Source organism: Chryseobacterium sp. FH2 (assembly GCF_001045455.1).
Classification (GTDB): Bacteria; Bacteroidota; Bacteroidia; order Flavobacteriales; family Weeksellaceae; genus Chryseobacterium.
Window position 1 is genome coordinate 131,704 of sequence record NZ_LFNE01000009.1, and the last position, 10,791, is coordinate 142,494.

General features: G+C 32.2%; 13 protein-coding genes and 1 pseudogene. 3 read left to right on the forward strand and 11 right to left on the reverse strand.

Going from position 1 to position 10,791, the window contains the following annotated elements:
- Window positions 1–8 precede the first annotated feature (8 nt).
- Together ACM39_RS14455 and ACM39_RS14460 are read left to right on the forward strand one after the other, a co-directional pair.
- Window positions 9–1,148 (forward strand): hypothetical protein, encoded by a 1,140-nt coding sequence (locus ACM39_RS14455; RefSeq protein ID WP_048511766.1) that lies wholly within the window; start codon window positions 9–11, stop codon window positions 1,146–1,148.
- Window positions 1,149–1,279: 131 nt separating this feature from the next.
- Window positions 1,280–2,458, forward strand: coding sequence for an aminotransferase class V-fold PLP-dependent enzyme (locus tag ACM39_RS14460; RefSeq protein ID WP_048511767.1), 1,179 nt, complete (start codon window positions 1,280–1,282; stop codon window positions 2,456–2,458).
- A gap of 49 nt (window positions 2,459–2,507) precedes the next feature.
- Here ACM39_RS14460 and ACM39_RS14465 read toward each other — a convergent pair whose 3' ends face one another.
- A complete protein-coding gene (locus tag ACM39_RS14465; RefSeq protein WP_048511768.1) occupies window positions 2,508–3,161 on the reverse strand; it encodes a metal-dependent transcriptional regulator in 654 nt (217 codons plus the stop codon).
- 85 nt (window positions 3,162–3,246) lie between these two features.
- Here ACM39_RS14465 and ACM39_RS14470 point away from each other — a divergent pair, with 85 nt between their 5' ends.
- On the forward strand, window positions 3,247–4,278 hold the full coding sequence (locus ACM39_RS14470) for a threonine aldolase family protein (RefSeq protein ID WP_048511769.1): 1,032 nt from the start codon (window positions 3,247–3,249) through the stop codon (window positions 4,276–4,278).
- A gap of 46 nt (window positions 4,279–4,324) precedes the next feature.
- Here the strand turns inward: ACM39_RS14470 and ACM39_RS14475 are convergent, their stop codons facing one another.
- The 10 genes and pseudogenes from ACM39_RS14475 to ACM39_RS14515 all read right to left on the reverse strand — a co-directional run.
- On the reverse strand, window positions 4,325–4,603 hold the full coding sequence (locus ACM39_RS14475) for a hypothetical protein (protein WP_048511770.1): 279 nt from the start codon (window positions 4,601–4,603) through the stop codon (window positions 4,325–4,327).
- Window positions 4,604–4,742: 139 nt separating this feature from the next.
- Window positions 4,743–5,246: a hypothetical protein gene (locus tag ACM39_RS14480; RefSeq protein ID WP_048511771.1), complete on the reverse strand. Its 504-nt coding sequence runs from the start codon at window positions 5,244–5,246 to the stop codon at window positions 4,743–4,745.
- Window positions 5,247–5,360: 114 nt separating this feature from the next.
- The gene (locus ACM39_RS19065; protein ID WP_228377124.1) at window positions 5,361–5,513 is read right to left on the reverse strand and encodes a DUF4256 domain-containing protein; all 153 of its coding nucleotides are present in this window, start codon (window positions 5,511–5,513) and stop codon (window positions 5,361–5,363) included.
- Window positions 5,506–6,084 carry a YdeI/OmpD-associated family protein gene (locus ACM39_RS14485; RefSeq protein WP_048511772.1) on the reverse strand — a complete coding sequence of 193 codons (579 nt, stop codon included), beginning with the start codon at window positions 6,082–6,084 and terminating at the stop codon, window positions 5,506–5,508. The genes ACM39_RS19065 and ACM39_RS14485 overlap by 8 nt, the downstream gene beginning before the upstream one ends.
- Window positions 6,085–6,139: 55 nt before the next feature.
- Window positions 6,140–6,613, reverse strand: a complete 474-nt coding sequence (locus tag ACM39_RS14490; protein ID WP_048511773.1) for an SRPBCC domain-containing protein — start codon at window positions 6,611–6,613, stop codon at window positions 6,140–6,142.
- Window positions 6,603–6,941, reverse strand: coding sequence for an ArsR/SmtB family transcription factor (locus ACM39_RS14495; protein ID WP_048511774.1), 339 nt, complete (start codon window positions 6,939–6,941; stop codon window positions 6,603–6,605). The genes ACM39_RS14490 and ACM39_RS14495 overlap by 11 nt, the downstream gene beginning before the upstream one ends.
- Window positions 6,942–7,085: 144 nt before the next feature.
- Complete coding sequence (locus tag ACM39_RS14500) at window positions 7,086–7,424, reverse strand: DUF4280 domain-containing protein (protein WP_048511783.1); 339 nt, start codon at window positions 7,422–7,424, stop codon at window positions 7,086–7,088.
- Window positions 7,425–7,434: 10 nt separating this feature from the next.
- Window positions 7,435–8,313: a hypothetical protein gene (locus ACM39_RS14505; RefSeq protein ID WP_185097464.1), complete on the reverse strand. Its 879-nt coding sequence runs from the start codon at window positions 8,311–8,313 to the stop codon at window positions 7,435–7,437.
- A gap of 128 nt (window positions 8,314–8,441) precedes the next feature.
- On the reverse strand, window positions 8,442–8,993 hold the full coding sequence (locus tag ACM39_RS14510) for a hypothetical protein (protein ID WP_048511776.1): 552 nt from the start codon (window positions 8,991–8,993) through the stop codon (window positions 8,442–8,444).
- 7 nt (window positions 8,994–9,000) lie between these two features.
- Window positions 9,001–10,791: pseudogene (locus ACM39_RS14515) on the reverse strand (hypothetical protein); the annotation flags it as partial.

The window sequence follows — 10,791 nt, forward strand, 5'->3', positions numbered from 1 at the left end:
TATCTAATATGATACAGCCTATTAAACATTTTGCAATCAATTGGGTAGATGGGATGAAAGTTTCCCAGAGACACCTTAATGATCAGGATAATTTTTTAATCGATACTATCAGGGATTCCAACTCGCTTGGGATTACAGCATACAATTACGGACTTCTGCCAATCTCAAACGAGTTTACGGACAGAACGATTTTTGATGTTCATAATACAGCAACCAATGATGTACAATTGGTGATAAAACGTTGCAGTGCAGTGACTCTGGCCGGTTACCGAATTGAGCTTAACGATAGGAGAGTGAGCGTGAAGTCATTGGCAAAATCAATGAATGAAGAGCAGGCTGATGGAGATTATTATATTTTGATTTCTGTCAATCCTTTTGATAAAGTGCCTTTCGGGGATATCGATCCTGAGGAAATTCCGCCTCGACATCCAAATGCACAGCCTAATCATCATATCGAATTACTTCCTGTCACCTCTCTGAACAGCAGTTATTCCGGAGGGAATTATCTGATTATCGGAAAGGTAGATTTAAAAGGAAATATAGCACAGGTAGATTCTAATTTTATTCCACCATGTACGTCGGTTCAGAGTCACCCGGCGTTGCTGGATTATTACAATAATTTCGCTAAATCAATAGGCAACTTACAGCAATACGCTTTCAAAATTATTCAAAAATCTTCACATAAAAATCAAAACACAGCGTTAGCTCAAAATGTTAAGTTTCTGTGTAATACATTGGTTACGACTTTTGGAGATATGTATTTCCAGTTCAGAAATATCACGCCTTATCAACCGCCTGTATTTTTGATTGAATCTTTTGCAAAACTGGCGCTTCGCCTATACAATGCGACTCAGGTTTTAGTTCCTGCGGAATTGGAGGAAATGTTGAATTACAGTTTGGAATGGAGCGAAATTGCACCCCATACACTATTAAACCAACTATCCATAGTAGCAGAAACGAATTACGACCATCACAATTGTGGAGAACCGCTTGTTTATATCCAGCAGATGTTGAGAAGTTTGGAAATTATTTTTTCTAAATTGAGTGAGCTGGATTATATTGGTCAGAGAAAAGAAAATATTATTGTTAATGAGCAGGAAGTTACGAATAATAACAATCCAAAAAGAGGTTGGAGTGTTTTAGATTAAAATAAGTTCAGCTTAAAAAAATATAAATCCCGTTATAGAAATTTCGGGATTTTTTATGTAGAATTGGTTGAATAAAGATCTATTTTAAGTAAAAAATAAACTTACAAGCATTTAAAAAAACAATTTATCAAATGAATACAGATAAAATAAGACAAGACATAAGAGGGCTGTCTGATGGAAAAATATTTTTAAATAATGCAGGTTCTTCATTAATGTCCGTAGGCGTTGTAGATTCAATGATTGATTATTTGCATCAAGAAGAGGAATTTGGCGGATATGAAGTTGCTGATAGAAATGCTGAACTATTGGAAAAATTCTACAGGGAAACAGCAAAACTGATTCATTGTAAACCTTCCAATATTGCTTTTATGACCAGCGCTACGGATGCTTATGTAAAGGCGTTGTCCAGTATTGTTTTTAAAGAAGGAGACTGTATTATTACAACGGCTGATGATTATATTTCTAATCAGATCACTTTTATTTCGTTACAAAAAAAATTGAATGTAAAAGTGATGAGAATGAAAAATCTTTCAGATAATGAATTGGATTTGGAAGACTTGGAAGATTTAATTAACAAACATCATCCGAAATTGGTTGCTGTCACTCATATTCCAACAAATTCAGGTTTAATTCAAAATGTAGAAGGTGTTGGAAAAATCTGCAGCCAATATGAGGTGCTGTATTTGGTAGATGCCTGTCAGTCAGTTGGTCAAATGGTTGTAGACGTTGAAAAAATTAACTGTGATTTTTTAACAGCAACAGGAAGAAAATTCATGAGAGGGCCCAGAGGAACCGGGTTTTTATATGTTTCAGATAGAATTTTAAATCAAAATTATGCGCCTTTACTACTGGATATGAGAGGTGCGAAATGGACGGAATATAATGATTATGAATTATTCACAACTGCAAAAAGATTTGAGCATTGGGAAGTTTCTTACGCTTCGATTTTAGGTTTAATGGAAGCTACAAAATATGCCAATAATATTGGAATACAGAATATTGAGAATTATAATAAAAATCTGTCACAAACCCTTAGGACAAACCTTCAGAATAGTGGTTTTCAAACTTGGGATCTTGGAAATAATCTGAGTAGTATTGTTACTTTCTGCAGTCCGGATGGCGATCTTGAAAATATTCAAAAAGTTTTAAAAGAAAATAATATATTTTTTTCGGTAACGTATAAAAATTCTGCGTTGATTGATTTTACAAATAAAAATATCAACGGGATTGTAAGGCTGTCACCACATTATTTTAATACACCGGACGAAATTGAAAAAGTTTCAGAGATTTTGAAAAACAGTTTGAAATAATTTATATTAAACCATTACTATTATTATTTAAAATTTTAATGGTTTAAATTTATTTCTTTACCAGTATTTTTTCAGTCGCTTTTTTGCTTAAAACTTCCTGTTTTCCATCTACTTCCACAGTTATAGATTTGTCAAAACTCTCAATTTTTACAACTTTTATTTTTTTATTTAAAAGCAGATTTCTTTCCGTCAGGTAATTAAGGAATGCATCGTCAGACAGCGTTACGGAAGCAAAAATAATAGTTTCACCAAGTTTACAGTTGCTTAATTTTTGCAAATCCTGAGCGATGATATTTCCATCTTTGTCAGGGATTGGCTCGCCATGTGGATCTAATTTCGGATAATCAAGAATTTCATCCATCTTATCAAAGAAAATCGTTGAATGCACATGCTCAAGCTGTTCAGCAATTTCATGAACATTTTCCCAGCCAAAATTCATTTTTTTCACCAAAAACATTTCGGTAAGTCTGTGCTTTCGTACAACTAAAGAAGCCTCCCGTCGACCTTTTTCAGTCACCCGGAGGGGTTTGTAAGTTTCATAAATTACCCAGCTTTTGTCTGCAAATTTCTTCATCATATTATTAACGCTCGGCATTTTTACATTTAAAAATTTGCTCAATTCGTTAATCGTCACTTTCCCTTCATTGTCAACTAAATGAAACAAGGCCTTCAGATAATTTTCTTCTGTTAATGTTGTTTTCAAAATGTTAGATGATTTTCATTACAAATCTAACAAAATATTATTAATTATTTGCTCTTGTTATTTTAACTTTTTTTAATTTTACTTTATGAAATTTTCATTCAAAAACGACTATTCGGAAGGTTGTCATCCTAATATTTTACAGGCACTTTTAGAAAGCAATCTTAATCAGCAGGCAGGGTACGGAGAAGATGAATACTCTTTAAAAGCCAAAGAATTAATTAAAGAAAAAATTAAAAATCCTTATTCTGAAATCTATTTTGTTTCAGGAGGGACCCAGGCAAACTTAATTGTCATTTCTTCTGTTTTAAGACCTTATCAGTGTGTAATTTCTGCAGGTACAGGACATGTTTTAAATAATGAAACGGGGGCAATTGAGGCAACCGGACATAAAATTTTAAGTATTGAAAAAGAAGACGGAAAATTAACTCCTTCAGATATTATTCCTGTCTTGGAAAATCACAGAAATATTCCACATCAGGTAATGCCAAAGCTGGTTTATATCTCAAATTCTACGGAGCTGGGAACAATTTATACATTGAAAGAATTAGAAGAGCTTTCGTTTTTTTGTAAGGAAAATAATCTCTATCTTTTTATGGATGGAGCGAGAATGGGGCATGGCTTAACATCAGAGACAAGCGATCTGACACTAGCGAAAGTGACTGAGCTTACCGACATTTTTTATTTGGGAGGAACTAAAAACGGAGCTTTAATTGGGGAAGCTATTGTTGTTAATAATCAGGGGCTTAAACAGGATTTTGCTTTTAATATCAAGCAGAAAGGAGCATTATTGGCAAAAGGGAGGCTATTGGGAATTCAGTTTTTAGAACTGATGAAAAATGATTTATATTTTGATCTGGCAAAACATGCCAATCAGCAGGCAATGAAAATTAAAAAAGCAATGAAAGAAAGGGGAGTGCAGTTTTTATCAGACACCTACACAAATCAGATTTTCCCCGTTTTAAATAATAATTTAATTGAAAAACTATCTGAAAAGTTTGAATTTTATGTCTGGAAAAAAATTGATGAAAATTTTTCTGCCATCCGTCTTATCACTTCCTGGAATACGGGGGATCAACCAGTGAATGATTTTATCGAAATTATTCAAAAAGAATTATAAAATTATAAAAAAACAGCCTCATTGAAGGCTGTTTTTATTGAATATATTAATTTTCGGTAAGTATTTTCTTAATACCATCTATGACTTCATTCTCAAGTCTTTTTATCTTTTCTTTTTTCATGTACATATAAACACCGATTGGAAAACAGAAAATAAGATACAATAACGCTGAATCGGAGGCTGTTTCTGTGCTTATTTTACCGGTTTCTGGGTTAGTATTTATTTTTACATTTCCTGTCAACGTAAAACCGCTGGTACGGACCTGAAGCGCTCCAAAGCCTGTTTGAATTTTATATTGTGGGAATGTTTTCTTTAAGGGTTTCAATAAATTCTTTTTTTGAAAATGGCTTAAAATTTAAAGTTTGCATAGTATTTTAATTAATATTATTTGTTTTTACAAGTGTGGAAACCTATGGTAACAAATACCATGCAAACTATTTCAATAATTGGAAAATAATGTTTTTTTATTGTAACGCTTTTGCAACTGTATTACAATCAGCGGGTTTCAAATTTCTTCCCCCTTGATATCTGATTTTATTTTCATTGGCATATTTTGTTCCGGTTTCAGTATCTTTTTCACCAATACCTTCACTCAAACCGTCTTTGGTTTGAAGAAAATAGATGTCATTTTTATTTCCGGTCATGCCCTCAGATGCAAATTCATAAGTCAATTTTAGGGTATCACCAGATTTAAAACCAGATAAGTCTCCTTTATTGCTATCTTTTTCACTGTTTTTAGTAGCCATTTTTCCTGTAATAGTGCCAAGGTTATCATCAATACTTACAAAAACGGTGTCTTTTCCTGTAACCCCCATATAGCAGAATGATTTAGCACCTAAAGTATCAACAGTAGGTTCCGTAATAGCAATAGTATCAGCCGAAATGTTTTCAGGAACCGGAACTTCTGCCTTTTTATTACAGTTTAATAAAAAAACTGACAATGAACTTAATAAGATTATTTTTTTCATATCCTTAGTTATTATTATATTAAATCAATATCGATGCTACTAAAATAATAATACTATTCTTATATGAAAGTAAATTTTGTGTAAATAAAAAATAATTTTTCAATTTAAAATAATTTATGATGATAAATTTTCCGAATTTAAACTTTTTGTAGCCTCGAAAAACTCTCGCTGTATATAAGAATCTGCACCATTATGATACATGAAAACAGTGTTGTAACGTCTGCCGCAGAAGACAGTACCTCCCAGTTCTCTTAAAAAATTAATCATGTAAACCTTTTCCTTTAAGAATTTCCGGGATATATTTTTCAATTCTGGATTCTCTGGTTTTAGATTGCTTGGCGGAAGAAAAATAGAGTAGGTAAGCTCTTTGCCTTCCTTGTGTTAAGGCGAGGAAGGACTCTTTTAATGCTGAATTTTCATCTAATTTATTCTGAAATTCAATAGGCATATTAAATTCTTTAGTTTTCTTCATTTCTATTTTGACACCTGATTTTTCAACTTCAACAGCTTCGTACATGTAAGTTTTGATGACTTTTTCTAAATCAACAATTTCTTTTAAGCACGTAAAACGAATTTGTCTCGCAGCCTGTACATTTTCAGTCTGTTGAATTAAAATGTTGTCCGTATCATTCAATAATGCACCTTTGAAAAATAGGATAGCACAATATTCTTTAAAACCGTGAATTAAGAAAATATTTTTTTCGTGATATGTATAGCAGGGGCATCCCCATTTCAATTCTTCCTCAAGTCCTGTATCCAGGGAAATCATCCTTAATTTTTCAAATTCTTTCTGCCATTGCTTAGCTTTGTCAAAGAAAAAGTCAACTTTTGGGTTCATGTTGTTAGTGATAAATAAGATTTACAGATATAAATTGGTCAATCGTGAATTTTAATCAATTTCTAATTTCCTTAGAAAGAATTTCCTGTAAGCGGTTGTGAGCTCTATTGATACCTTGTGCAAAAGGGAGTTTCAGCATTTGATCTCTGTACTCAACAGACTTGTAAATCGTATGTATAGTAATTTTGCTGGTTTCATCTGACATTTTTTCAAATTCTAAAAATTCTATCTGTACGGGAAAAGGCATATTTTCCATCTGAAAAGTTCTTATAATCTTTTGATTTTGAATGATTTCGTGAATGGTTCCGTTTGCACTGAAAACAACCTCACCCTGAGGGTTTGATGTTTCAAACTGATAGCTGCCGTGTCGCTTATTTTCAAATTTTAAAACTTTTGTTCCCATCCATTGTTCGAAAAGTTCGGCTTCTGTATAGGCTTTGAAAAGGAGGTCAACAGGTAAATTAAATTCTCTTGTAATGAAGATTTCCTGTTTGCCGTCTTCAGCATGGATTTTTGTTTTAAGTTCCATATTTTTTATTTTCCTGATGATAATTTTTCATAATGTCTTCCAATTTATTGAATCTGCCATCCCACATTTTACGGAAAGGCTCTATAAAATCGGCAATTTCTTTCATTTTATTGGGATTCAGATGATAAATGATTTCCCGCCCGTTTTGTTCAGATCTTAATAATTCACATTCCGTAAGAATTTGAAGATGTTTTGAAACGGTAGGTCGTGCTGTATCAAAATTTGAAGCAATAGTTCCTGCAGTCATTGATTGTGTTGCAACCAGCATTAATATCGATCTTCTTGTAGGATCGGCTATTGCTTGAAATACATCTCGTCTTAAATTCATTATGTAGTTATTTAACTACAAATTTATATGAAGTTATTTGACTACGCAAGTTTTATGATATAATATTTGATATTGGAAATTGTATAACGGATTCTTAGTGATCTAAAATATATTAAGAATGATTATACATACATAAATGAAAGATTATTCGGAGTCATGTTTTTCTCCATATCCTTTGTCTTGGATTGAGATTTTTCCGCCAACCGTACACTGGCACGTGCTTTCATCTGTAAGAACTTTAAAATTATTAATAGTATCCTTTTCCGTGGTCTTTTCCCATTTTATGATGGCAGGTGTGCATTTACTTCTGGTTACGGTACAAACCCCGAAACTTGGAACATTGGTCTCGGGTTGTTTGTCCTGTTCTGTGGCGATGAGTTTGTTTTCTGCTTTGCTAAATGTCTGGCTTGTAACTTTCAGCTGGCTTGGTTTTGCGCCTTTATTGCAAAGCAATAGTGCTTTTTCTGTAAGTTTTTGTGGCATAATTGAAATTTTAACCAAACAGATTATCCCAAAATCCTTTTTTCTTTCTGGGTGTTTTATCATCGCCTTTTTCCCAGTCTTCTGCAAGGAAAGGACTTTTGTCTTCTTGGTTCTCTGCTGTTAGTTCTTGGCTTTTAGGCGTATAAGGTCTCCCTGTTCTTTTGCAGTAGGCTTCGTATTCTTTTTCTTCGTAAGCTTCCCATTCTGCTTGGGTGTAGGCTTTGCCTTGGTAGGTTTTGTAGACTTCTGTAAGTCTTTTTGATTTCCTTTTTTTTCCGTTTTTAAGGGGTGGTAGATTCATATCTTTTTCCGCTTTACTGTTATATCTTTCGTACCATTCTCTGGAATATTTTCCTGTATTGCCATCAAAAATATATTCCCAATATTCTTCTGTAACTTCATTGATTTCCTTTTTGAATACCTTAACCGTCCATTCTTTTTTATCTTTATCAAAGAAAAAATTCAGTTTTTCATATTCTCTATTTTTTCCTGTTTCAAGATTTATAACGCCGTCTTTGTCTAATTTTTCCAATACTTTTTCAAAAGTCCATAAGCCAAATTTTTTGTCTTCATCCACCTCTGTCATTCTACCGATTTCATCGTAGAATTTCCATTTTCCTATTTTGATTCCACTATTGAAACCAGCTATTCTTCCTTGCTTTTCTAAATTTCCATTTTCAAAATAAGTGTACCTAATGCTGTAAAAAGCTGTAGAAGAAGGAACTACTGTATATGAAATATATGGGTATCCTCCATTATAAGGATTAAACACGCCACTGGTTTTAAGTTTATAATAACCGTTTTCTCCATAGTTATTATAAGAATCTTCTGCATATTCGTATCCCACATAATCTGTATTATCTAAATCAAAATCAAATTTTTCAAACATAATAGAATCTTTTATAGTATTAGAATTGGCATTATAAATCATTGGTTTTTTCGCTGTACAATTAATAAGTATAGATAAACAAAAAATTGTCTGTAAGCTTTTAATAAAATTCATAAATTTTGATACTTTCATTTCCTTTCAGAGAAGTTTAATGTGTAATTTTTAATAATTTCTTTCATTTCATTTGGATATGATATTTTCATTTGAATATATTCATTACCATTATTTATTTTATCTACAATAATTATAATTGCACAAGACGATTTTGTATTCCTTAGCTTCCATTGATTGTATAATCTTAAATTATTTCCTTTTAATTTATATCTTTCACTTTTTTCTTTGGATTTATTTTCAATCCATATAACATCTAAATACTTAAATTGGAATTCATTCTTCTCAAATATTCTTATCTCATCTGGTAAAAAATTATATTTACTCATAAATGACAGCAAATCATTACACCTCATCTGTTCTTTGTAATCTATATATGCCATACCACAACCAAAAATTTCAGAATTATTTTCCTCCTTGGGTTTTAAGTTTTTTTTATAGGAATTTAATAGAGTATTTATTAAAACACTTTGTTTGAATTTTAGACATTTTAAGGAGTCTGATTCTTCTTGCTGAGAAAATAAAAATCCTGAAAATACAATTAAAAATAATATATATGTTTTTTTCATAAAATGACTAGCTAAGTAATGTATAACCACGTGCAATATCCCATTGCCACTTCCAAGTATAATAACGCGTTTTTGATGAACGAGAACTTCCGTTTACAGGATTTACTGTCAAGTGCGAATAATCCATAATATTATGGGTTTCCATAGCTTTGAAAACATAACTGCTGTTTCTGTGGAAGAAACTGTGTGGCAATCCCATAGCATGAAGACATTCGTGAGCAATAGTTGCAGTATTATGCCCGGCAAACATAAGTCCGCAAGTCCAACCATAATTTGAGAATCCCAATGTTTTACCACCTTCTTCGCCAGATTCACCACAGGCAACATCTAAAAAGAATAGCCTGAAATAACTATCAGGAATAGTAGCAAAGTCTGTTTCAAATTTTGTATTAAGTAAGTTTTTCAAACTAGGGGTACTATTTCCTACACCATCACTATTGCCAATAGTACCATCTGTGGCAATACTATAATTTGTTGAGAGATTTGGAGTAGTAGAAATATCTACTATTATTTTTCTATTCTCGTGGTTTTCGATAATATTTACTTTTATTAATGCCTGTCCTAAAGCTTTCTTGAAAAAAGACAACCAATTTTGAGTAGGAATTCCAGGGTTACTTTCACCAACTTTTGATTTAACCCCCACTATAGCCACATTAAGGTTTCTTACCACAGGTACAGTCATAGTAATACAACCTGCTAAGGTTTCAATATCATCTTTACCTTCCTCTTGTTTTTTAACAGCGTAAACTTTAATTATCTTGTCTGCGGTAAAATTTTCTGCTGTTTTGCAGGATATTTTAATTGTTTCTTTTTCTTTGGGGTTTTCTATTTTCAAACGGTCTATCCCTATAAAAGTATTTTCGGCTTTTAAAATTTGTTCGTCTACTTTAAAAATTAAATAATCTGGTTTTTTATCTTCTAAGAAACTGATTTTTAAGTCTACTTCTGCTTCATTTTTACCGTAGTTAATTGTTTTTGGAAATAAAGAGATAAATGAACCGTGGTAATCATAGGTTTCTGTTATTGTTTTATCTCCTTTTTTCTTTATTTTATTGTATCGAAAGTTACTATACATATCTTTCAAATTCTGCAAAGAATTGTTAGTTTCTTTATACTGAGGGTCGTTCTTAAAATTGTTGATGGTTTCATCAACAGCACTTTCAAATTTTTCTGTTATTATACCTGCTGTGTCTGTTATTCTTTTTACTTTTTGACGTTTTTTATACCAAGTGTTTCCATCACTAATAAATAAGCGTACAAAAGAATTTTCTGTTGCTCTATTTTGTGGAAATCTTAACCTTTCCCCACTTTGATTGAAATAATACTTTTCAAGTAGTTCGTTAAACTTATCATCATTTATTCTAGTTAGTTCTCTTTCTGTAAATTGATAATATTTTCCAAGAAGTTCTTTATACTCTTCCGAATCAGAAATTTCATTATTTTTTTCCCTGAAATAACAAAATCCGTATTCTCCTTGCCATTCAGATTTTGGTCTGAAATGTACAATACATTTCGTATCTACCAATGGTAATACTTTTTCGATGGTTTCCGCTACATTTGTGTTGCTTGTTCCATCCTGCCCCTTAATTTCAACAACCCCTTTCGAATTGATAACAGCTGATTCGTTGGAATGCACAAATAATTTTTCAAATCCGGCAACCTGAGTTTCCTTCGCTTCAATCTTGATTTCCCCTTCTCCGTTTATCAAAGTTTTGGGACTTTGGAGATGGTAGTTATCGGAAACAAAATATTTCAGAATGGGTGTGTTCATCATCATTTGCAAACCGATATTGTAAAT

What these genes read in the sequence shown, in the direction of transcription:
- ACM39_RS14455 (WP_048511766.1), top strand. Translation starts at nt 9, where the DNA reads ATGATACAGCCTATTAAACATTTTGCAATCAATTGGGTAGATGGGATG.
- ACM39_RS14460 (WP_048511767.1), top strand. Translation starts at nt 1,280, where the DNA reads ATGAATACAGATAAAATAAGACAAGACATAAGAGGGCTGTCTGATGGA.
- ACM39_RS14470 (WP_048511769.1), top strand. Translation starts at nt 3,247, where the DNA reads ATGAAATTTTCATTCAAAAACGACTATTCGGAAGGTTGTCATCCTAAT.
- ACM39_RS14480 (WP_048511771.1), bottom strand. Translation starts at nt 5,246, where the DNA reads ATGAAAAAAATAATCTTATTAAGTTCATTGTCAGTTTTTTTATTAAAC.
- ACM39_RS19065 (WP_228377124.1), bottom strand. Translation starts at nt 5,513, where the DNA reads ATGATTAATTTTTTAAGAGAACTGGGAGGTACTGTCTTCTGCGGCAGA.
- ACM39_RS14485 (WP_048511772.1), bottom strand. Translation starts at nt 6,084, where the DNA reads ATGAACCCAAAAGTTGACTTTTTCTTTGACAAAGCTAAGCAATGGCAG.
- ACM39_RS14490 (WP_048511773.1), bottom strand. Translation starts at nt 6,613, where the DNA reads ATGGAACTTAAAACAAAAATCCATGCTGAAGACGGCAAACAGGAAATC.
- ACM39_RS14495 (WP_048511774.1), bottom strand. Translation starts at nt 6,941, where the DNA reads ATGAATTTAAGACGAGATGTATTTCAAGCAATAGCCGATCCTACAAGA.
- ACM39_RS14500 (WP_048511783.1), bottom strand. Translation starts at nt 7,424, where the DNA reads ATGCCACAAAAACTTACAGAAAAAGCACTATTGCTTTGCAATAAAGGC.
- ACM39_RS14505 (WP_185097464.1), bottom strand. Translation starts at nt 8,313, where the DNA reads ATGTTTGAAAAATTTGATTTTGATTTAGATAATACAGATTATGTGGGA.
- ACM39_RS14510 (WP_048511776.1), bottom strand. Translation starts at nt 8,993, where the DNA reads ATGAAAAAAACATATATATTATTTTTAATTGTATTTTCAGGATTTTTA.